The 19,928-nt window shown below is 59.1% G+C and carries 21 protein-coding genes, 1 tRNA gene and 1 pseudogene; 8 read left to right on the top strand and 15 right to left on the bottom strand.

The features are described from left to right. Nucleotides 1–56 precede the first annotated feature (56 nt). A pseudogene (locus AC3A5O_RS10840) lies at nucleotides 57–833 on the bottom strand (MCP four helix bundle domain-containing protein); the annotation flags it as partial. Between the two features lie 494 nt (nucleotides 834–1,327). On the opposite strand from AC3A5O_RS10840, the gene AC3A5O_RS10845 reads away from it, so the two are divergent. Next, on the top strand, nucleotides 1,328–1,594 hold the full coding sequence (locus tag AC3A5O_RS10845; protein ID WP_041475780.1) for a hypothetical protein: 267 nt from the start codon (nucleotides 1,328–1,330) through the stop codon (nucleotides 1,592–1,594). 287 nt (nucleotides 1,595–1,881) lie between these two features. Then, nucleotides 1,882–2,298, top strand: a complete 417-nt coding sequence (locus AC3A5O_RS10850; protein WP_305470140.1) for a type II toxin-antitoxin system YafO family toxin — start codon at nucleotides 1,882–1,884, stop codon at nucleotides 2,296–2,298. A gap of 244 nt (nucleotides 2,299–2,542) precedes the next feature. Here the strand turns inward: AC3A5O_RS10850 and AC3A5O_RS10855 are convergent, their stop codons facing one another. Further along, on the bottom strand, nucleotides 2,543–3,097 hold the full coding sequence (locus AC3A5O_RS10855; protein WP_487753175.1) for a hypothetical protein: 555 nt from the start codon (nucleotides 3,095–3,097) through the stop codon (nucleotides 2,543–2,545). 187 nt (nucleotides 3,098–3,284) lie between these two features. Between AC3A5O_RS10855 and AC3A5O_RS10860 the strand changes: the two genes are divergently transcribed. Then, nucleotides 3,285–3,977: a hypothetical protein gene (locus tag AC3A5O_RS10860; RefSeq protein WP_305470136.1), complete on the top strand. Its 693-nt coding sequence runs from the start codon at nucleotides 3,285–3,287 to the stop codon at nucleotides 3,975–3,977. Between the two features lie 74 nt (nucleotides 3,978–4,051). Here the strand turns inward: AC3A5O_RS10860 and AC3A5O_RS10865 are convergent. From AC3A5O_RS10865 to dapA, 5 genes are all read right to left on the bottom strand, one after another. After that, nucleotides 4,052–4,141 (bottom strand) — tRNA-Ser (locus AC3A5O_RS10865). A gap of 83 nt (nucleotides 4,142–4,224) precedes the next feature. Beyond that, entirely contained in the window at nucleotides 4,225–4,938 is a 714-nt protein-coding gene (purC, locus tag AC3A5O_RS10870) for a phosphoribosylaminoimidazolesuccinocarboxamide synthase (protein WP_025212375.1), read from the bottom strand. Nucleotides 4,939–4,965: 27 nt separating this feature from the next. Continuing rightward, nucleotides 4,966–5,724, bottom strand: coding sequence for an MBL fold metallo-hydrolase (locus AC3A5O_RS10875; RefSeq protein WP_122566081.1), 759 nt, complete (start codon nucleotides 5,722–5,724; stop codon nucleotides 4,966–4,968). A 4-nt stretch (nucleotides 5,725–5,728) separates the two neighbouring features. Next, a complete protein-coding gene (bamC, locus tag AC3A5O_RS10880; RefSeq protein WP_122566080.1) occupies nucleotides 5,729–6,844 on the bottom strand; it encodes an NlpB/DapX family lipoprotein in 1,116 nt (371 codons plus the stop codon). Nucleotides 6,845–6,861: 17 nt separating this feature from the next. Further along, nucleotides 6,862–7,740: a 4-hydroxy-tetrahydrodipicolinate synthase gene (gene dapA / locus AC3A5O_RS10885; RefSeq protein WP_122566079.1), complete on the bottom strand. Its 879-nt coding sequence runs from the start codon at nucleotides 7,738–7,740 to the stop codon at nucleotides 6,862–6,864. 316 nt (nucleotides 7,741–8,056) lie between these two features. On the opposite strand from dapA, the gene AC3A5O_RS10890 reads away from it, so the two are divergent. Continuing rightward, nucleotides 8,057–8,617 (top strand): glycine cleavage system transcriptional repressor, encoded by a 561-nt coding sequence (locus AC3A5O_RS10890; protein ID WP_003184325.1) that lies wholly within the window; start codon nucleotides 8,057–8,059, stop codon nucleotides 8,615–8,617. A gap of 10 nt (nucleotides 8,618–8,627) precedes the next feature. After that, nucleotides 8,628–9,101, top strand: a complete 474-nt coding sequence (locus AC3A5O_RS10895; protein ID WP_122566078.1) for a peroxiredoxin — start codon at nucleotides 8,628–8,630, stop codon at nucleotides 9,099–9,101. 132 nt (nucleotides 9,102–9,233) lie between these two features. On the opposite strand, the gene AC3A5O_RS10900 is transcribed toward AC3A5O_RS10895, so the two are convergent. After that, nucleotides 9,234–10,304: an AI-2E family transporter gene (locus tag AC3A5O_RS10900; protein ID WP_122566077.1), complete on the bottom strand. Its 1,071-nt coding sequence runs from the start codon at nucleotides 10,302–10,304 to the stop codon at nucleotides 9,234–9,236. Between the two features lie 31 nt (nucleotides 10,305–10,335). Continuing rightward, on the bottom strand, nucleotides 10,336–10,575 hold the full coding sequence (locus AC3A5O_RS10905; RefSeq protein ID WP_053120054.1) for a sulfurtransferase TusA family protein: 240 nt from the start codon (nucleotides 10,573–10,575) through the stop codon (nucleotides 10,336–10,338). Nucleotides 10,576–10,673: 98 nt separating this feature from the next. On the opposite strand from AC3A5O_RS10905, the gene AC3A5O_RS10910 reads away from it, so the two are divergent. Further along, on the top strand, nucleotides 10,674–12,107 hold the full coding sequence (locus tag AC3A5O_RS10910; RefSeq protein WP_122566076.1) for a M48 family metalloprotease: 1,434 nt from the start codon (nucleotides 10,674–10,676) through the stop codon (nucleotides 12,105–12,107). 62 nt (nucleotides 12,108–12,169) lie between these two features. Here AC3A5O_RS10910 and AC3A5O_RS10915 read toward each other — a convergent pair whose 3' ends face one another. The 4 genes from AC3A5O_RS10915 to rpoE form a co-directional block, all read right to left on the bottom strand. Then, on the bottom strand, nucleotides 12,170–13,600 hold the full coding sequence (locus AC3A5O_RS10915; protein WP_305470127.1) for a DegQ family serine endoprotease: 1,431 nt from the start codon (nucleotides 13,598–13,600) through the stop codon (nucleotides 12,170–12,172). Nucleotides 13,601–13,835: 235 nt separating this feature from the next. Continuing rightward, a complete protein-coding gene (locus AC3A5O_RS10920; protein ID WP_122566073.1) occupies nucleotides 13,836–14,783 on the bottom strand; it encodes a MucB/RseB C-terminal domain-containing protein in 948 nt (315 codons plus the stop codon). Nucleotides 14,784–14,795: 12 nt separating this feature from the next. Then, nucleotides 14,796–15,383: a sigma-E factor negative regulatory protein gene (locus AC3A5O_RS10925; protein ID WP_122566072.1), complete on the bottom strand. Its 588-nt coding sequence runs from the start codon at nucleotides 15,381–15,383 to the stop codon at nucleotides 14,796–14,798. A gap of 31 nt (nucleotides 15,384–15,414) precedes the next feature. Next, entirely contained in the window at nucleotides 15,415–15,996 is a 582-nt protein-coding gene (gene rpoE, locus AC3A5O_RS10930) for an RNA polymerase sigma factor RpoE/AlgU (protein ID WP_003172477.1), read from the bottom strand. A gap of 559 nt (nucleotides 15,997–16,555) precedes the next feature. On the opposite strand from rpoE, the gene nadB reads away from it, so the two are divergent. Beyond that, on the top strand, nucleotides 16,556–18,172 hold the full coding sequence (nadB, locus tag AC3A5O_RS10935) for an L-aspartate oxidase (RefSeq protein ID WP_487753176.1): 1,617 nt from the start codon (nucleotides 16,556–16,558) through the stop codon (nucleotides 18,170–18,172). Here nadB and AC3A5O_RS10940 read toward each other — a convergent pair. Together AC3A5O_RS10940 and AC3A5O_RS10945 are read right to left on the bottom strand one after the other, a co-directional pair. Then, nucleotides 18,141–18,593 (bottom strand): protein YgfX, encoded by a 453-nt coding sequence (locus AC3A5O_RS10940; RefSeq protein WP_487753177.1) that lies wholly within the window; start codon nucleotides 18,591–18,593, stop codon nucleotides 18,141–18,143. The two genes, nadB and AC3A5O_RS10940, sit on opposite strands and share 32 nt — an antisense overlap. Then, nucleotides 18,577–18,831 (bottom strand): FAD assembly factor SdhE, encoded by a 255-nt coding sequence (locus tag AC3A5O_RS10945; RefSeq protein WP_003184348.1) that lies wholly within the window; start codon nucleotides 18,829–18,831, stop codon nucleotides 18,577–18,579. Before AC3A5O_RS10945 ends, AC3A5O_RS10940 begins: the two co-directional genes overlap by 17 nt. 149 nt (nucleotides 18,832–18,980) lie before the next feature. Between AC3A5O_RS10945 and ygfZ the strand changes: the two genes are divergently transcribed. Continuing rightward, nucleotides 18,981–19,922 (top strand): CAF17-like 4Fe-4S cluster assembly/insertion protein YgfZ, encoded by a 942-nt coding sequence (gene ygfZ / locus AC3A5O_RS10950; protein WP_487753178.1) that lies wholly within the window; start codon nucleotides 18,981–18,983, stop codon nucleotides 19,920–19,922. The last annotated feature ends 6 nt before the right edge of the window (nucleotides 19,923–19,928 follow it).

The following is a 19,928-nucleotide window of genomic DNA, read 5'->3' on the forward strand; positions in this document are numbered from 1 at the left end:
GAGTCGACCTCCCCGGTCACCCGTCCAACCTCGGCGATCAAAGGCTGCAGCTTGTCGAGAAAACGATTGAAGGCACTGCCGAGCTGGCCCAACTCGTCGGCCGAGCGTACCTCGAGACGCCCTTTCAGATCGCCCCCTCCCTCGGCAATCTGCTCGACGCGGTGCAGCAGTCGACGCATAGGACTCAGCACCACGAGCGGCAGAACAACAAGCACCAGGATACAACCGAGCAGCCCAACCAGCAGAATTGCGCCCTGTTGCACGCCGACTGCCTCGCCGTTTTCAATCGCCGCATCGCCTTCGCGATGTGACGCCGCGTCTTCCAGCTCACCCAGCTTGTCGATGGAGTCGCGCATGGTTTCGAACAGACGCTCACTGTCACCAAAGCTCAAGGCGCTGGCGCCCTGCGGATCGCCTACAGACTGTTCGAGGACCCGCCGCGAAACCTGCATCCATTTCCCAAAGCTGTCATTGAATTGGCTGACCAACGCCTGCGCCTCGGCACCGGGCTGCATCGCGGCATATTGCTGCACGCGGTCATACGCCTGCTTCGCATTCTCGCCATGACTGGCGCCCAACGCTTGAATATGCTCATCCGCATGACCGTCAAGCAGGCTGCGCTCGGCGACGAAAGCCTGATAAAGATCGCGATCGGCATTGAGCAACAGGCTGATGGCCGGCAGATAACGTTTGGTCAACTGCGTGCTCGATTCAGTCACCTGACCGATGCCGCGCATGCCCGTCCATCCCATCAGCACCAGCAGCACAGCCAGGAATGTAATCGGGAGAGTGATTTTCCAACGAAAGCCCAGATCGGCAAAAAACCGTGGCATGGGGTGTCACTCCTTTCATGGGGGATTGACTGACCTATCGGCAGCCATGTCTTGAGCTATAGACCATTAGTCTAATTGTTACAAAGCTTTCGGTCTGGCAGACACCGGGGTTATGCAGGTCGCGGAGGGGTTGGGCGGGATAAAAAAGGCGGGGAGGCAATAGCTGCGGGGAATTTTCTGACATTTCCCGCCCACATAATTTAGAGAGTTTTCTGACTCATCAGTTGATTGATGATTTCTCCAGAAGGGCTCTATAGTCCAAGTGTCGTTCGTAAGAGCGGCTTGGGTTTGGCGACCCATGACAAATATGCAGGAACCTCTCACGGATTGCGGAACGCTACCGTGCGCAATATGCTGCTTTTCGGTAGCTGTGCGTGGGAGATCTTCGGATCTGCCGGTTTTTCTATTTGTCCGGTTCGCCAACCCGCGTACAGCTACCACCTTATTCGTTTGGCGACGACTAAGAAGGTCCTCAATCAAATGGAATTTAAAAAATGAATAGATACATGGCTCTTACCAGCAATGCCGACGATCAACCTCTCTTCGTCGATACCTCCGCACCTTTGCACATCCTGCTCGACACGGCGGGCTATAGAATCCGCGCGGTCACCCAGCTTTTAGAGAACCTCGCCATGCGAGGGGACATTCCAAGTGATTCAGTGGTCCTTCAGGACTTTGCACAACTATGCTGCATCTCCTTGAGGGATGGCTGCGACGTACTCGACGTCATAGCCCGGCGGTTGGATGCAGAACCGGCGTAGCTCAAAGGGCCTCTCTCACGGGGCCCATTTCGTCGAAACGGCATGGTTCGATGACACCGAAACCCTCCGGTTTGCCCGGACTCGATTAATCACATAAGCTGATCAGCATGAATACACACACCTCGGAGGCTCCGATGGCTACCACAAAAAAAGTCGAGAAAGCGCGCAGAAAAGTCACTCACGAAGAGCTGACATTTCTTGACGTTCGACAAGCTGCACGTGATGGTCAGAAAGTGTTCGATAAATTTGTAATCACTGGCAAGCTTCCTATTACAAAGTAGGCCTGGATGCCAGCCGTTAAAATTTCCGCACTTTTTGAAGAAACACAGAACTGGAAAAATATTGCCGCACACTTTTATAACTACAAAGTGTGCGGCGAGCTTCCGACCATCTTTGGCAGAGATGAAAAGCTCGATTTGAGCGATATATATCACATTCATTTGGCGAGCACTGCGGAGACACAAGCTCGCTGGGCCCAAATCGACCGCCAGTACTACCGCACAGCCCTAACGGAAGACCCTGACAACGACTTCTGGCTTATCTATGCCTATGATGATTTCAAAGATGCATACCTACTGCTGACGATCATTGGACCAGACGCTCACAACCGTAAAGAATGGGGATCGTTTTTACGTACAACTCATAACGACATTGTGCAGCCTTGGATTGTAGGAAAAATCATTTTTCCTGAGCTAGATGACTGACGCTATCTAACTCCAAGCAAAATACTCATGCTCTCCGCTTTAAAGACCTGTTTCGATACTAATTGTACCTTTCAGTCACGCTTAGTCTTCTTGGAGTTCGCGACGACGATTGGCGTCTGCCTGGTTTCGAATAACTTGAATTCGCTGCAACAGGCCACGAGAGACAGGCTAAGATTTTGAGTTCACTGGTAATCGCCCCACTTCATAATCATGGTCTGTCCCGCGTCCCCGTGCAAAAAGCACCTTACGGATACAAACCGTCACATGCACGCTTGATCAGGATGTAAGCAATTCGGCTGGCCGTCTTTTTTCCAGCATCGAGCGTGCATTCATCTGCGGTTTTGTACCCGAAAAAATCGGTCTCCAACTTTTTTGCATAGTAGGGATATTGCTGGCAGTCCTGATCTATCGTTCGAGCGGAAAAATCGTTCTGTCCGTCCGGTACATTCTTTATAACGCACCGTTGGTAAGACCAGCCGGAGTGCGAAGGGCTGTTCCGACGCATTGCCTGTAACGCCTGCTCGGTCTCCACCCTTTGCTTCTCTGCCTGCTCCGCGTTCAGTATTGACTTGTTTCGAAAAACACAATCGAGGAATTCTTTTGAAAGACTGGTGCGTGCTGAGGAGTAGGGCTTGCAGTCTTCAAGTTGAGTCGATTGCCCCCTCGCTTGGCGAGCATCCCTTTCGCTCATAGCCTTGACAGCACGATCAGCCTCCTCCTGCGTTAAGGCTTGAGCCGAGGACATGATGGCGCCCCCGACGCTAAATATGAGCACTGCAATCATGATCTGAGTGTTCATAGCGAACGTCCCTGTGTGGTTCACACAGGTTAGCCGTAAGCATTGCAACCCGCCATCATTGCCGGAGTACCAGTCCTTAGACAGCGGCAGAGCCAAGACAGACAGGAACGTAGCGAGCGTATTACAGACGTCTGCCGGGCAGCGACTCAGGCTAAACTGGATCACTACCACGCAAAAGGAAGTGAATATGAGTGAAGCATGGAACCTGGAAGCGTTGAGGGCACAGGTTAAGATTCGCCAACCAGAGACAAGCAAAAGGCTTGTTCAGATCATCAATTCCCTAGGTCGCTCACGCGATATCTTCACATACCACAAGTGCCTCGCTCGCGATGCCTTCACCGCATTCAACGCTGAAAACGATCCTCACGGAATAAAGTTTGCCCAACGAATACTTGGATGCGATGACGAGGACAGTACAGTTCATGAAGCTGGCCTAGTCAGCGAGGCCAACCTGATTGCCTGCATTGCAATCACCCGCAATTCATACGACAGCTTTGGGCAGTTGCTGAATGGCCTTGTGGTGCCAGTGCCGCTGAAACGCAATTTCTATATCCAAGATGTGGAAGCCGCCCTTCCCACTGGAGAACTCAAAGATCGCCTGAGCGGCGCTCTCACTTCAGAGTGGTTTGGGTATACGCACGCCTTCATGAACATGGTCAAACATCATCAACTGATCGTTCACAATCCGTCCATTTCATTCATAGATGAGAACAGGGGAGGCAAGGTCGAAGGCTTCAGGCACAGGGAGAAAGACTACCCAGCGTGCTGGGTTCGAGAGGCGCTGGAGGGAACCGTGGAGCTTCAGAATTCGCTACGGGCGTGCGGTGTACTGCTGAATCGCATGTACTTGGGGAAAATCTCGCAAGACCTGCCAAGATGAGTAGTACAACTGAGTAGTGCAACCAAAAAAGAAAAACCCCTGCAACTCATTGAATTACAGGGGTTTTCTGAATATGGCGGAGAGATAGGGATTTGAACCCTAGGTACTGTCGCCAGTACAACGGATTTCGAATCCGTCCCGTTCGGCCACTCCGGCATCTCTCCAGTGGCGCGCATCATACCAGCACATTCGCCGGAAGCGAACCCCCGAGCGAAATTTTTTCCGTGCTATCAGATGCTTGCGTCGATTACAGCGGCACACCCAGACGCTGGGCGACTTCTTCGTAGGCTTCGATGACGTCACCGAGGCCTTGGCGGAAGCGGTCCTTGTCCATCTTCTTCTTGGTGTCCTTGTCCCACAGGCGGCAGCCGTCCGGGCTGAACTCGTCGCCCAGGACGATGGAGCCGTCGCTGAACACGCCGAATTCAAGCTTGAAGTCCACCAGCAGCAGGCCGGCGTCGTCGAACAGCTTGGTCAGTACTTCGTTGACCTTGAGGGACAACTCCTTCATGCGCGCCAGTTGTTCGGCGGTGCCCCAACCGAAGGCCACGACGTGGGATTCGTTGATGAACGGGTCGCCCTTGGCGTCGTCCTTCAGGAACAGCTCGAAGGTGTAAGGGTTGAGCTTCATGCCCTCTTCCACGCCCAGGCGCTTGACCAGGCTGCCGGCAGCGTAGTTACGCACGACGCATTCGACCGGGATCATGTCCAGCTTCTTGACCAGGCATTCGTTGTCGCCCAGCAGCTTGTCGAACTGGGTCGGCACACCGGCGGCTTCGAGTTTTTGCATGATGAAGGCGTTGAACTTGTTGTTCACCATGCCCTTGCGGTCCAGCTGTTCGATGCGCTTGCCGTCGAACGCCGAGGTGTCGTTGCGAAACAGCAGGATCAAGCGGTCAGCGTCGTCGGTCTTGTAAACCGACTTGGCTTTGCCGCGGTAGAGTTCTTCACGTTTTTCCATGATGGGCTCCGCTTGCTAAGTAGTGGGCTAGGCGATATGTCGCCAGTCGAGCCCTGAATCTTGATCGGCCAGTTGCAGCCAGTCCGGGTCGCACCCGAGGGTGTCGACGAAACATTGCCGGGCCAGCTGCGGCAGGTTGTTCTTGCTGCTCAGATGGGCCAGGACCAGGTGTTGCAGGCCTTGCCAGCCCAACTCGGCCACCAGGAACGCGGCCTGGTGGTTGTTCAAATGTCCGTGCTCCCCGCCTACCCGCTGCTTGAGGAAGTACGGGTAGTAACCACGGGCCAGCATGTCACGGCAGTGGTTGGACTCGATCATCAACGCATCGAGGTCCCGGTAACTGTCCATCACCCTGTCGCAATACGACCCCAGGTCGGTGAGCAACCCGAAGCGCCGCTCGCCATCGCTGAACACATACTGCGTCGGTTCCCGGGCATCGTGCGCCACGCTGACCACGCTGATGTCCAGGTCACCGATGCGCAGTTGCTCGCCACCGGCCACGAAACCGGCCGGCTCGATGGGCTTGCGCAGGCCTTGCAGTGTGCCATGGCTCAGGTACACCGGCAGATTGTAGCGCCGAGACAGCAAACCCACGCCATGCACGTGGTCGGCATGTTCGTGGGTCACGAGTATCGCGCTCAGTTGCGCCGGGTGCACACCCAGGCGCAACAGGCGTTTCTCGGTTTCCCGCAGGGAGAAACCACAATCGACCAACACGTACGTGCCAGCGCTGGCGACCAGCGTGCCGTTGCCCTGGCTACCGCTGCCGAGAACGGCAAAACGCATCGGATCAGCCCAGGTTATCCTGAATCACGCTCAACACCTTGCGGGCCACATCGGCCGGCGCCACGGTGTTGATGTTCTTCTCGACGGTGACCTGGACGTTGTCGCCGACCTTGCTCAGGCGAACCTGATAACGCTCGGCGCGGGCTTCGACTTCTTCCTTGTCCGGCTTGCTGCCGAACAGGCCACTGAAGAAGCCAGGTTTCTCGTCCTTCTTCTCGGCCTTCTCGGCGAGGTTGATGTAGTACAGGCCCAGGCTGCGGTTGATGTCTTCAACGCGCCACTCACCCTGCTCCAGCGCACGGCCAACGCTCGACCAGGCGCGGTCCAGGTCGGAGCCGACGTTGAGCACCGGGTTGCCGCTGCCGTCTTCGTTCAGGCTGACGCGACTCGGGGTGTCGTAGTCACGGGTAGCCAGCATCGACACCGAACCGCCCTGCTCCGCGTTACGACTCATGCTGGCAAGCATGTCGTCCACCAGCGCAGCGTCGAGGCCGGTATTGACCGAACGGTTGGTGAAGGCCACATCGGCGGTGCTGCCGGCGGGACGCTCGGCGCTGACCACGTAGATTTCACTGGTGTTGCGCTGCACGCCCGGCTCGATGCGCACCCGCACGCGGGTTTCGCTGTCGGCTGCGACACCGGCGGCGCTCAGGCGCTTGGCCATGGCGGCGGACAGTTCATCGGAACGCTGCCAGGTGGTGGTGAACTCGCCGGTTTGCGGACGCTGTTCATCCAGGCGAAAACCGTTGTCCTGGAAGAACTGGATCGCCACGGGCCAGACTTCGGCCGGTGGATGCTGGCCCATGACCCAGCTGGAATCGCCACTCTTCTGCAGGGTGTAGTCGCTGGCATCGGCCACGGCCGACAGCGGCTGCGGACGTGGAACGACGTATTCGCCCTTGACGCTGTCGTCGGCTACGTTGCGCGGGATCGGCAGCAGCGGATCCAGGCGCTTGGCGACGTTGACGTCTTGCGGCAGTTGCATCGGTGCAGTCTGTTGCGCTTGCAGGTAATCGCTACCACGATCGCGGAAGTAACCTTCCGGCCCCCAGATCCATCCACAGCCGCTGGTGCTGGAGATAATCAAGGCAAGTGCGGAAAGTCCGGCCATTCGCTTCATGCGTTGTACTTCCTCAATTAAACCAGGACGCCGGACTGGCGCAGGGCCTGCCGCAGCGGTTCGTGACAGGAGGTGCTCAGCCAGGTCAGTGGCAAGCGGATGCCTTCGTGCATCAGGCCCATTTCAACCAAGGCCCACTTCACCGGAATCGGGTTGGCCTCGATGAACAGATCCTTGTGCAACGGCATCAGTTTTTCGTTGATGGCCCGTGCAGTCTCGGCGTCGCCCTTGAGCGCAGCCTCGCAAAGGTCGGCCATTTCGCGCGGGGCGACGTTGGCAGTGACGGAGATGTTGCCCTTGCCACCCAGGAGGATCAGCTCGACCGCTGTCGGATCATCGCCGGACAGCACGATGAAGTCCTTGCTCACGCCATCGAGGATGGCCTTGGCGCGCTTCATGTCGCCGGTGGCTTCCTTGATGCCGATGATATTCGGCACGGTGGACAGGCGGATCACGGTCTCGGCCTGCATGTCGCAGGAGGTACGGCCGGGAACGTTATAAAGAATCTGCGGGATGTCGACGGCTTCGGCAATGTGTTTGAAGTGCTGGTACAAGCCTTCCTGAGTTGGCTTGTTGTAGTACGGGACGACCAGCAGGCAGGCGTCGGCACCGGCTTCCTTGGCGTTGCGGGTCAGCTCGACGGCTTCGCGGGTCGAGTTGGCGCCAGTACCGGCGATGACGGGGATGCGACCGTTGACCTGCTTGACCACGGCACGGATGACTTCGATGTGCTCATTGACGTCGAGGGTTGCCGACTCGCCGGTGGTACCGACGGCGACAATGGCATGGGTGCCGTTCTCAAGGTGGAAGTCCACGAGTTTGCTGAGGCTGGCCCAGTCAAGATGCCCTTGTGCATCCATGGGTGTGACCAGTGCCACCATACTGCCCGCAATCATGAAACCGCTCCTGCCGGAAAAAGAGAGCGGTAATGGTACTGGCGCCAAGATGCTTGTACAAGCGAACTACCATTCCCCTGGGCGATGGTTTTCGCTACCCTTCAGGCTTTGATCGGTACCGACAAGCTCATACGCCGGTTTCCAGCCTCCGTTTTCGACGCCACAAGCCCCGATCCCGGGTTTATCCTGGTGCATTCCTGCTGTCGCGGAATGCAGCGCAACCCCGGGTACAAGGCTTGAGCCGTTGGTTTTTTCCGGGCCTGGCGCTGTGTCGAGCGGCAAAGGTACCGACCGCTCATCGCTTTAGGAATGCTGCATGTCCACCCCCACAGTCCGCGAACAATTCCTTGTTATCAGTGCCCTTGGCGCCAACCCCATGGAGCTGACTAACGTCCTGTGCCGCGCCAGCCATGAGAATCGCTGCGCCGTCGTGACCTCACGCCTGACCCGTCATGGCGAATGCAGTGCACTCGTGCTCGAGATCTCCGGCAGCTGGGACGCCCTGGCACGCTTGGAAGGCAGCCTGCCGGTGCTGGCCAAGAAGCATGCCTTTACCGTCAACGTGGTACGCAGCGCAGCCCTGGAGAACCGTCCCCAGGCCCTGCCCTATGTGGCCTATGTGAGCTCAGCCTACCGTCCGGACATCATCAACGAGCTGTGCCAGTTCTTCATGGACCACCACGTCGAGCTGGAAAACCTGACCTGCGACACCTACCAGGCTCCGCAGACCGGCGGCACCATGCTCAACGCCACGTTCACCGTGACCCTGCCCGCCGGCACCCAGATCAGTTGGCTGCGCGATCAGTTCCTGGACTTCGCCGATGCGATGAACCTGGATGCGCTGATCGAACCGTGGCGCCCACAAAACCCAATGTAAGGAAGCGTTCATGGCCGTTGCCGTCGACCAGCCGGTTACCGATTTCCAAGCGCCCGCCACCAGCGGGCAGACCATCAGCCTCGCCGCCCTCAAGGGCAAGCAGGTGGTGATCTACTTCTACCCCAAGGACAGTACCCCCGGCTGCACCACCGAAGGCCAGGGTTTCCGCGACCAGTACACACAATTCCAGGCCGCCAACACTGAAGTGTTCGGCGTCTCCCGGGACAGCCTCAAGTCCCACGAGAACTTCAAGTGCAAGCAGGAATTCCCGTTCGAACTGATCAGCGACAAAGACGAGGCGGTCTGCCAGCTGTTCGACGTGATCAAGCTGAAGAAGCTCTATGGCAAGGAATACCTGGGCGTTGATCGCAGCACGTTCCTGATCGACAAGGACGGTGTGCTGCGCCAGGAATGGCGTGGCGTGAAGGTGCCGGGGCATGTGGATGCGGTGTTGGCGGCGGCTCAGGCGCTGAACAAGGGCTGAAATTTTCGCGGCCTGTACTGGCGCTATCGCGAGCAAGCTCGGCTCCCACACTGGATTTGTGGCGTTAATAAATCCCCTGTGGGAGCCGAGCTTGCTCGCGATGGGGCCATAAGCCTCACCCCATTACTCACGCTACAACAACGGCGCTACAACCGGCTCCTTGCTCGGCCACGCATCCAGCACGGCCTTGAACAGCGTCGCCAGGGGAATCGCGAAGAACACGCCCCAGAATCCCCACAACCCGCCAAACAGCAGCACCGCGCAGATGATCGCCACCGGGTGCAGGTTCACCGCCTCGGAGAACAGCAGCGGGACCAGCACGTTGCCGTCCAGGGTCTGGATGATCCCGTAGACCGCCATCAGGTAGATGAACTGATCGCTCCAGCCCCACTGGAACAGCGCAATCAAGGCCACCGGCACGGTCACCACCACGGTGCCGACGTAAGGCACCACCACCGAAATGCCCACCAGCAGCGCCAGCAGGGCCGCGTAATTGAGCCCCATGGTCACGAAACCGATATAGGTCACGGCGCCGCAGATGAAAATCTCGATGACTTTTCCGCGAATGTAATTGGCGATCTGCCGATTCATCTCCTGGGCCACCCGGGTGATCAGCGCCCGCTCACGCGGCAGGTAGCCACGCACCCAACGTCCGATCATTTCCCGATCCTTGAGGAAGAAGAACACCAGGATCGGCACCAGCACCAGGTAGATCATGATGTTGACCAGCAGCGGCAGGCTGGACAGCGAAAACGTCAGCGCCCATTGGCCGAACTTGCCAATCTCGCCGCGCACCACTTCGATGGTCTGCAACACCTGCTCATCGGAGACCAAGTGCGGATAACGCTCAGGCAGCAGCAATAGCAGGGACTGCCATTTGGCGAGCATCCCTGGCAATTCGTTGAACAAGGTCACCAACTGGTGCCAGAGCAGCGGCACAATCACCACGATGAACACCACCAGCACCCCCATGAACAGGGCGAACACCAGCCCCACTGCCGCGGTGCCGGGCAGCCGCAGACGCTCCAGCGTCGTGACCAGCCCCTGCATCAGGTACGCCAGCACCATTCCCGCCAGCACCGGCGCCAGCATGCCGCCCAAGGTAAGCACGGCGGTAAAGGCCAGGAACAGCAGCACTGCCAGGACCACCGCCTCTTCATCGGAGAAGTAGCGCTGAATCCAGTCGCGTAACACTTTGAACATTAAAAATCCTTAAGAGACGCTGTCGGTTTTTTCAGGCCTTTTTCAGCCAGTAACGGTAGACGCCGTTTTCGTCTTCTTCACGCAGCAGCGTATGACCGGCCAATCGGGCGAAGGTGCGAAAGTCCCGTTGCGAGCCCGCATCCGTGGCGATCACCTTGAGCACACTGCCGCTGGCCAGGCGGTTGAGTTCCAGCTTGGCCTTGAGCAACGGCAACGGACAGTTCAGGCCGCTGGCGTCCAGTTCGGCATCGTGGGCTACAGCATCAGTCATGGGTTCGCTCCGCAGCAGGTCGTTGAGCGGCCTAGAATATCTGGTCCCGGGCCCGGTGTCCGGCTACAGTAGGGTCTTTGTCAACTAAGGCCTCGTGCATGACATTTCTGCGCCCCACCCTGCTGACGCTCGCTTGCCTGCTTGCCTCACCGGGCTTCGCCGACGACTTGCCGTCACTTGGCGATGCCAGTTCTGCCATCGTCTCGCCAGAACAGGAGCACCAACTGGGTCGCGCCTGGCTGGCCCTGCTGCGCAGCCAGGTTTCACAGCTCAACGATCCACAGCTCAAAGACTACGTCGAGACCAGTGTCTACAAGTTGGTGGAGACCAGCCAGGTCAATGACCGGCGTCTGGAATTCATCCTGATCAATAGCCCGCAACTCAACGCCTTCGCCGCACCGGGCGGCATTGTCGGGGTCAACGGCGGCCTGTTCCTCAACGCTCAGACCGAAGGCGAATATGCCTCGGTCATGGCCCACGAACTGGCGCACTTGTCACAACGCCACTTCGCCCGCGGCGTCGAGGCCCAGCAGCGCATGCAAGTGCCGATGATGGCCGCGCTACTGGCTGGCATCGTGATTGCCGCCGCCGGTGGCGGTGACGCCGGGATCGCGGCCATCGCCGGGACCCAGGCCGCCGCCATCCAGGAGCAACGGCGCTTCTCGCGCCAGAATGAACAGGAAGCCGACCGCATCGGCATTCAGAACCTGGAAAAGGCCGGCTACGACCCACGGTCCATGCCAACCATGTTCGAGCGCCTGATGCGCCAGTATCGATTCGACGCCAAGCCCCCGGAATTTCTGCTGACGCACCCGGTGACCGAATCCCGGATCGCCGACACCCGCAACCGCGCCGAACAGGCCAAGCCGGGCGGCATCGAGGACAGCGTGCGCTATCAACTGATTCGCGCGCGGGTCCAGTTGACCTACGAAGAAACCCCGGGCCTGGGCGCCAAGCGCTTCCGGGCACAGCTGGATGAGAACCCGAAGAACGACGTGGCCCGCTATGGCCTGGCGATCGCACAGATCAAGGGCGGTCAGTTGAATGAAGCACGGGAGAACCTCAAGCCGTTGCTGGCCAAATCGCCCAACGAAATCATCTACAACCTGGCCCAGGTGGACCTGGACATCACCAGCAACAAACTGGCCGACGCGCAATCGCGCGTCGACCGGATGCTGAGCCAGTACCCGGGCAACTATCCGCTCAACCAGGTACGCGTCGACCTGCTGCTCAAGCAGAACCGCCCCGCCGATGCCGAGAAGGCCCTGGAAACTTTGCTCAAGTCGCGCCCGGACGACCCGGACGTCTGGTACATGGTGGCCGAGACCCGTGGCCTGTCAGGCAATATCATTGGCCTGCACCAAGCCCGTGCCGAGTACTTCGCCCTGGTGGGCGACTACCGTCAGGCCATTCAGCAACTGGACTTCGCCAAACGGCGCGCCGGCACCAACTTCCCCCTGTCGTCGCGCATCGATGCCCGCCAACGGGAGCTCATGGAGCAGGAACGCATGGTCAAGGACATGATGGGCTGAGCATTCGCCAGGCATAAAAAAACCGCCTCTTTCGAGGCGGTTTTTTTTCAGCGGCTAACCGATCATTCGGCCAGCTTGAAGGTGATGAAGCTCGCACGCCCCTGACGCAGGACCCGCATCGACACCGAACGATTCTTCGGCAATGCCTTGGCAATGTCGGTGAACTCCTTGGCCGAACCGATAGCCTGGTTGTTCAGGTGCGTGATGATGTCGCCCGGCTGGAGACCGATCAGCGCGGCAGGACCGTCCTGCACTTCCTTGATCACCACACCGCCCTGGAGCTCCAGGGTACGCTTCTGCTCTTCGGTCAGTTCGGCCACGGCCACGCCCAGACGGTTACTGCTGCGCTCGACACCGGACTTGGGCAGCGAATCCAGCTCCTTGCCCTCTTCAGGAATGGCGCCGACAGTCAGCTCGACGTTCTTGCGCTTGCCTTCGCGGATCACTTCCAGATTGGCCTTCGCACCAGCCTTGAGGGCACCCACCAGGTGCGGCAGGTCGGCGGACATGACAATCGGCTGGCCATTCATGCTCAGAATCACGTCACCCACTTGCAGGCCGCCCTTGGCAGCCGGGCCACCTTCCTGGATCTGTGCCACCAGCGCACCGGCGGGTTTTTCCAGCCCGAACGACTCGGCCAGGTCCTTGTTCACTTCCTGGATCACTACGCCCAACCAGCCACGGCTGACCTTGCCTTCGCTTTTCAGTTGGTTGGACACGTCCATGGCAACGTCGATCGGAATCGCGAAGGACACGCCCATGAAGCCGCCCGAACGGGTATAGATCTGGGAGTTGATGCCCACCACTTCACCGTCGAGGTTGAACAGCGGGCCACCGGAGTTACCCGGGTTGATCGGCACGTCGGTCTGGATGAACGGCACGTAGTTTTCGTTCGGCAGGCTGCGACCGATGGCGCTGACGATGCCCTGGGTCACGGTATGGTCGAAGCCGAACGGCGAACCGATGGCCACGACCCATTGGCCGGCCTTCAGGTCCTGGGATTTGCCCAGCTTGAGCACTGGCAGGTCCTTGCCCTCGATTTTCAACAGCGCCACGTCGGAACGTGGGTCGGTGCCGACCAGCTTGGCCTTGAGCTCGCTGCGGTCGGCCAGGCGTACCAGGATTTCGTCGGCATCGGCGATCACATGGTTGTTGGTCAGGATGTAGCCATCAGGCGAAATGATGAAGCCCGACCCCAAGGATTGCGCTTCGCGCTGGCGGCCACCGCCGGGCGAACGAGGCTGTTGTGGCATGCCACGCTCGAAGAACTCCCGCAGCATCGGCGGCAGGCCTTCCAGATCCGGCATCTGCTGGTCTGATACACGGCGATCCGGCAGCTTCTGGGTCGTGCTGATGTTCACCACGGCGGGTGAAGCCTGCTCGACCAGTTGCGTGAAATCAGGCAATTCGACCGCCAGAGCAGGAACGGCCTGGCCGAGCACAAGCACGGTGGCAAAAATGGAGAGATAGGTTTTCAAGCGTGGTATCGACATACGGCTCCCGTTACGACGAGCATGGTTAAGCGATATGGAGCAAGGAATACCAGGGGAAAGATACGCCGGTATTTTTGTTCCGGGAACAGACAAGGCCAGGGCCGAGCGGCTCTGACCTATAGAAAAAAAGCTGGGTTTTTGCAAATGAAAATGCTGACAGGAAGTTTCGGCATTTCGATCAAGCCCTGGCGTCATCAGCCTCTCGCGCAATCGAACCACCCGTGCTGTCAGCCGACTATTGAGTCGCGGTGACGTCGGAGCGCATGGAAAGCGCGATCCGTTCCGCCGTACCGATAGGAATCTCACCGACCACCGTGACCATCATTTCGCCCTGGGGCGTCGTGAGCCTGCGGGAGACGGCAGCCGTCGGGCCAAGCTGAGTACGGGTATCGGCGGCGTTGGCACCGTTCAACGGCTCCAGGAACACCGAGAAGCGCGCCAGACCATCGTCATACATCAAGCTGTTGACCTGGACCTGGGTGTCTGGGTCCTTGCGCGCGGCACTGCTGGTCAGTTCAAAGCCGGGTGGCAACCAGTCCGAGTGCCAGGCGGTTTTCGCCGCGACGGCCTTTCCGGGATCCTGCGCGACAGCCTTGCATTCGGCACTGGCCTGAAGGTCACTATCCGTGGGAGCGGTGACGTTCAAGCGAGTGAACTGGAAGCGTTCGAGCAATTGGCCCTTGTCATTGAGCAACAAAGACTTGAGCGGCAGGCCGGTCTCTTTATCCAGGTGCAGTTCAAAGCCATAGCGATGCTGATCCTTGGGCGTCAATGCCACGATGACCGCTTGACGCCCAGCCACACGCGACTTGCCAATGACGGCAAGGTCATACCAATTCTTGAGTTTTTGCGGATCGAGCGCACGTGAAGTGCTGTCCGGCGTATTGCCCAGCCCCGCGATCAAGGAGCCGCTGACGCATTGAGTATGCCCATCAATGCGCAGGACTTCCTGTGCCGAGCCGTCGAGCTGGAGTAACCGCTCGCGGACCTTGCCATCCTGGACGCGATGCCAGATGTTATGGGTAGAAAAGCTACCGTTGCGCTCGTAAACGAAAGTGCCCTGGAAGCTCTGCTGTTGCTCGGCTTGACTCAGGCGGTTCAACCAGTCCTGAGCCTCATCGGCATGGGCTGGCATCGCACACCAGCCACCAAGCAGAAGCGTGAATAGAGGTATGGCGCGCAATGGCTTTCCTTATTAACGGTTTTCCAGGCTGGCGGCACGGGCGTAAGGCAGCGCGCTTTCGGTACCTTTCAGGGCAGCTTGCTGGGCATGCTGACGCAGGTAGTTGGGCAGACGCTGATCATGCCAGCCAGGCTGGCCTTGCAGAACACCGTTGACCATCGGGCCTGCGGCTTCCGAACCTTCGCTGTAACCGGCCAATACCGCTGGGCCCTTGACCTGTGGAGCAACCAAGCCAGGCTGGTTGGACTGCTGCGCCATTTGCACGCCGGCAATCTCATCCTGGTTATACAGGCGTACACCGGCCAGTACGGCAACGGTGACCGACGCGGCTACCGCCAGACGGCCCAGGCTGCGCCATGGTCCGCGTGAAGCTTTAGCCGGTACGGCTTCGTCAGCCAATGCAGCAGAAACGGCCGCGGCGATGTCCAGGCGTGGAAGCAGCAAGTCCTTGTGCATGACAGCCCGGGCGATCTGGTAACGAGCCCAGGTCTCACGTGTTTCAACATCGTCGAAGGCATTCAATACCCGACGCAATTCAAGTTCGTCCGCTTCGTTGTCCATAACTGCGGACAGCGATTCCTGCAGGGCTTCACGACTCATGGCGTTCCTCTCTTGGCTGTCGCCGCTGTCTCTAGTTTTCCTGCAACAAAGGCTGCAGGGCTTTATCGATGGCCTCCCGAGCGCGGAAAATCCGGGAGCGCACGGTGCCCACAGGACATTGCATGACGCTCGCAATGTCTTCGTAACTCAGACCGTCGAACTCACGTAAAGTTAAAGCCGTACGCAAATCTTCAGGCAGTTGCTGGATGGTTCGATGGACGGTGCCTTCGATCTCATCCCGCAGCAACGCACGTTCCGGTGATTCGAGATCCTTGAGGCCATGATCGCCATCGTAGAACTCGGCATCTTCAGAACTTACATCGCTATCCGGCGGCCGGCGGCCGCGTGAAACCAGATAGTTTTTCGCCGTGTTAATGGCGATGCGGTAAAGCCACGTATAAAACGCGCTGTCCCCGCGGAAATTACCAAGTGCGCGGTAGGCCTTGATGAAGGCTTCCTGAGCGACATCCTGCGCTTCATGGGTGTCGTGCACGAAACGCACGATCAACCCGAGAATTTTGTGCTGGTATTTCAGCACTAGCAGATCGAAAGCTCGCTTGTCGCCGCGTTGGACGCGCTCGACCAGCTGCTGATCCTCTTCCTGGGTTAGCATGAACACTCCTCGATAAGCTCGAAGGAGGCTTGCATTACTAAATGACCGGGCTTGCAAACATAGACTCGGGCTTTTCGCAAAAGTTCTCCCCCTTCCAAGCAAGTTTCCGGCGTGCTCTGATCTCGGCACGCACGAAAAACGCAGCAGGAGATTCCCCGGCTGCGCGAATAATCTGTCATCGGGTCTGTCGGCAGAGATTTCAATCGAAATCTTGCACCAACCCGACGCTGCTCCCTTTTGCAGACAACCGTCTATTGAACGTAGGCGCTTGGCAAAAGTTCCCGCTATTTATAGCGCTGTAGATAGAATAATGGGCAACCATGACGTGATAAACAGCGCTCTGTCCTCGAAACGGCCGTCTTTGTCGACTCAAAGCCAAACCGGCGATCCGACGAAGTGTGTCGCTTTTCTGTCACGCTGGTTTCACATTGCCATGAATGCCCGGCTATTGTGCCGATCCCCCCCTCTATATACTAGTGGGCTGCGTGGCTGCCCGACCCGTTGAAGCGGTGTCTGGCGCCAACCCCGACCCGGGTCGCCTTGAGCGGAAACCATTCGAATGAGCCAACAGTTTCAACACGATGTTCTGGTAATCGGCAGCGGAGCCGCCGGATTGAGCCTGGCGCTAACCTTGCCTGCGCATTTGCGCATCGCAGTACTGAGCAAGGGCGACCTGGCCAACGGCTCGACCTTCTGGGCCCAGGGCGGCGTCGCCGCTGTGCTGGACGATACCGACACCATTGAATCCCACGTCGACGATACACTCAACGCCGGCGGAGGCCTTTGCAATCCGCAAGCGGTGCGCTTCACCGTCGAACACAGCAAGGAAGCCATCCAGTGGCTGATCGACCAGGGCGTGCCGTTTACCCGTGACGAACAATCGGGCACCGAAGACGGTGGTTTCGAGTTCCACCTGACCCGCGAAGGCGGCCACAGCCATCGGCGCATCATCCACGCGGCCGACGCCACAGGTGCGGCAATCTTCAAGACCCTGCTCGCCCAAGCGCGACTACGGCCGAACATCGAATTGCTGGAACAACGCGTCGCGGTCGACCTGATCACCGAAAAACGCCTGGGCCTGGACGGTGATCGCTGCCTCGGCGCCTACGTGCTCAATCGTGGTACCGGCGAAGTCGACACCTATGGTGCGCGCTTCGTCGTCCTGGCTTCCGGTGGCGCGGCGAAAGTCTATCTGTATACCAGCAACCCCGACGGCGCCTGCGGCGACGGCATTGCCATGGCCTGGCGTTCGGGTTGCCGGGTGGCGAACCTGGAGTTCAACCAGTTCCACCCCACCTGCCTCTATCACCCGCTGGCCAAGAGCTTCCTGGTGACCGAGGCCCTGCGTGGCGAAGGGGCTCACTTGAAGCTCCCCAACGGCGAACGTTTCATGCAGCGCTTCGATCCGCGCGCCGAACTGGCGCCGCGTGACATCGTCGCCCGGGCCATCGACCATGAAATGAAGCGCCTGGGTATCGATTGCGTCTACCTGGACATCAGCCACAAGCCCGAAGCGTTCATCAAGAGCCACTTCCCGACGGTGTACGAGCGCTGCCTGGAATTTTCCATCGACATCACCAAGCAACCGATCCCGGTGGTGCCGGCGGCGCACTACACCTGCGGTGGCGTAATGGTCGACCAACAGGGCCGCACCGACGTGCCGGGCCTGTATGCCATCGGCGAAACCAGCTTCACCGGCCTGCACGGCGCCAACCGCATGGCCAGCAACTCGCTGCTGGAATGTTTCGTCTACGCCCGCTCGGCGGCGGCAGACATCCTTGAGCAATTGCCACAGATCGCCATTCCGACCGCCCTGCCCTCGTGGGACGCCAGCCAGGTCACCGACTCGGACGAAGACGTGATCATCGCCCACAACTGGGACGAACTGCGGCGCTTCATGTGGGACTACGTGGGCATCGTGCGCACCAACAAGCGCCTGCAACGGGCACAACACCGGGTGCGCTTGCTGCTGGATGAGATCGATGAGTTCTACAGCAACTATAAAGTCAGCCGCGACCTGATCGAGCTGCGCAACCTGGCCCAGGTGGCCGAACTGATGATTCGCTCGGCCATGGAGCGCAAGGAAAGCCGGGGGCTGCATTACACCCTCGACTACCCGAACCTGCTGCCCGAGGCACTGGACACTATCCTGGTGCCGCCCACCTACGGCGACTGAACCTGAGCCGCACCCGCAGGCGCCGGTGGACATCCGGCGCCAGCGCGTCGAGGGGCACGCACAGCGAGCGGACCCGCCGCTCGCCCTGCAAGCGAAAACGCAACACGATGATCAGCGGCAACGCCAGGCTATCAGGGCGTAGCTGCACAGCCTGCCAGCCATCGGCCCGGCTCCAGAGCTGCCAGCCAGCGGCATTGCGACGCAACCCGCAAAAGGCCCGGCGATGGGTCAGCACTACCTGTCGGGGGATTACCCAGGCGCCATGGGCCAGGCACAGGATGACACCCAGCGCTGCGCACCAGGACGGTACCGACAACAGGAACAACGAACCCAGGGCGAACACCTGAGCCAGCAGGTAGGCCGCCAGCAACTGCCCGGAGGCCTGCCAGCGGCATTCGAAGCGATTACTTGGGTTGGACACGGTCCAGGATCATCCGGACCATGCGCTGCAACTCAGGGTCTTCGGATTCGCTGCGCTCCATGAACCAGCCGAACATGTCCTGATCCTCACATTCGAGCAGGCGGACATAGCACGCACGGTCCACTTCATTGAGATGGGGATAGACCTCTTTCACGAACGGCACCAGCAATACGTCCAGCTCAAGCATGCCGCGGCGGCTGTGCCAGTAGAGGCGATTCAGTTCAACATCTTCGACCATGGAGCGCTCCTCAAATAGAGCGCAAGTATACAGGCCTCGCCACAGCGCAACAGACCGCTTTGGTCAGGCACCACAGATCCTTTGTGAACTACCCATTTCAAGGGCGTCCCCTTATGATGTCTACCAGACTTTTTACCCTGCGATGACCCATGGCTGATTTCGCTTTTTTCTGCACCCTGTCCCACGAAGGCGTCCTCGCGGTCCGCGGCGTGGATGCCAGCAAATTCCTGCAAGGCCAATTGACTTGCAACCTCGAGTACCTGAACGACAGCCGAGCCAGCCTCGGCGCCCGCTGCACGCAGAAAGGCCGGATGCAATCGAGTTTCCGCATCCTGCTCCAAGGCGATGGTGTATTGATGTCCATGGCCACCGAACTGCTCGAACCGCAACTGGCGGACCTGAAAAAATATGCTGTGTTCTCCAAATCCAAGCTCACCGACGAAAGCGCAGCCTGGGTTCGCTTCGGCCTGGAAAACGCCGACAAGACCTTGGCCGGCCTGGGCCTCGAACTGCCGAGCGACACCGACAGCGTGGCGCGCCATGAAGCCTTGATCGCCATCCGTGTGTCTCCCGACCGCGCCGAGTTGTGGGCACCCGCCGAACAGGCACAGGCACTGCGGACCCGCCTGGGCGCAGAACTGGCCGAGGCAGACCTGAACCCCTGGCTGCTGGGCCAGATCCGTGCCGGGATCGGCCAGGTCATGCCGGCCACCCGCGAACTGTTCATTCCACAGATGCTCAACCTGCAAGCCGTCGGCGGCGTCAGTTTCAAGAAAGGCTGCTACACCGGGCAGGAAATCGTTGCCCGCATGCAATACTTGGGCAAGCTCAAGCGTCGCCTGTATCGCCTGCAACTGGACGCCAGCGAACTGCCGGAACCCGGCACGGCGCTGTTCTCCCCCACGCACGGCAGTTCCATCGGCGAAGTGGTGATTGCCGCTCGTGGCGAGGGAAACATTGAACTGCTGGCGGTATTGCAGGCCGAAGCAGCAGAAGACGACAATTTGCACCTCGGTGCCTTGGAAGGCCCTCGCCTTCAATTGTTGGACCTGCCTTACGAACTGGACCGCGACCGCGAAATCCAGCGCTGATCGCAG

It is taken from the genome of Pseudomonas sp. Soil_N_39 (genome assembly GCF_057655955.1).

Bases quoted from the DNA above. Each gene is read 5' to 3' on its own strand.
- AC3A5O_RS10895 (WP_122566078.1), top strand. From the start codon at position 8,628: ATGGCCGTTGCCGTCGACCAGCCGGTTACCGATTTCCAAGCGCCCGCC.
- bamC (WP_122566080.1), bottom strand. From the start codon at position 6,844: ATGAAGCGAATGGCCGGACTTTCCGCACTTGCCTTGATTATCTCCAGC.
- AC3A5O_RS10855 (WP_487753175.1), bottom strand. From the start codon at position 3,097: ATGAACACTCAGATCATGATTGCAGTGCTCATATTTAGCGTCGGGGGC.
- AC3A5O_RS10925 (WP_122566072.1), bottom strand. From the start codon at position 15,383: ATGAGTCGTGAAGCCCTGCAGGAATCGCTGTCCGCAGTTATGGACAAC.
- AC3A5O_RS10890 (WP_003184325.1), top strand. From the start codon at position 8,057: ATGTCCACCCCCACAGTCCGCGAACAATTCCTTGTTATCAGTGCCCTT.
- AC3A5O_RS10845 (WP_041475780.1), top strand. From the start codon at position 1,328: ATGAATAGATACATGGCTCTTACCAGCAATGCCGACGATCAACCTCTC.
- AC3A5O_RS10945 (WP_003184348.1), bottom strand. From the start codon at position 18,831: ATGGTCGAAGATGTTGAACTGAATCGCCTCTACTGGCACAGCCGCCGC.
- AC3A5O_RS10900 (WP_122566077.1), bottom strand. From the start codon at position 10,304: ATGTTCAAAGTGTTACGCGACTGGATTCAGCGCTACTTCTCCGATGAA.
- AC3A5O_RS10860 (WP_305470136.1), top strand. From the start codon at position 3,285: ATGAGTGAAGCATGGAACCTGGAAGCGTTGAGGGCACAGGTTAAGATT.
- nadB (WP_487753176.1), top strand. From the start codon at position 16,556: ATGAGCCAACAGTTTCAACACGATGTTCTGGTAATCGGCAGCGGAGCC.
- AC3A5O_RS10905 (WP_053120054.1), bottom strand. From the start codon at position 10,575: ATGACTGATGCTGTAGCCCACGATGCCGAACTGGACGCCAGCGGCCTG.
- ygfZ (WP_487753178.1), top strand. From the start codon at position 18,981: ATGGCTGATTTCGCTTTTTTCTGCACCCTGTCCCACGAAGGCGTCCTC.
- rpoE (WP_003172477.1), bottom strand. From the start codon at position 15,996: ATGCTAACCCAGGAAGAGGATCAGCAGCTGGTCGAGCGCGTCCAACGC.
- AC3A5O_RS10915 (WP_305470127.1), bottom strand. From the start codon at position 13,600: ATGTCGATACCACGCTTGAAAACCTATCTCTCCATTTTTGCCACCGTG.
- dapA (WP_122566079.1), bottom strand. From the start codon at position 7,740: ATGATTGCGGGCAGTATGGTGGCACTGGTCACACCCATGGATGCACAA.
- AC3A5O_RS10910 (WP_122566076.1), top strand. From the start codon at position 10,674: ATGACATTTCTGCGCCCCACCCTGCTGACGCTCGCTTGCCTGCTTGCC.
- AC3A5O_RS10875 (WP_122566081.1), bottom strand. From the start codon at position 5,724: ATGCGTTTTGCCGTTCTCGGCAGCGGTAGCCAGGGCAACGGCACGCTG.
- AC3A5O_RS10850 (WP_305470140.1), top strand. From the start codon at position 1,882: ATGCCAGCCGTTAAAATTTCCGCACTTTTTGAAGAAACACAGAACTGG.
- purC (WP_025212375.1), bottom strand. From the start codon at position 4,938: ATGGAAAAACGTGAAGAACTCTACCGCGGCAAAGCCAAGTCGGTTTAC.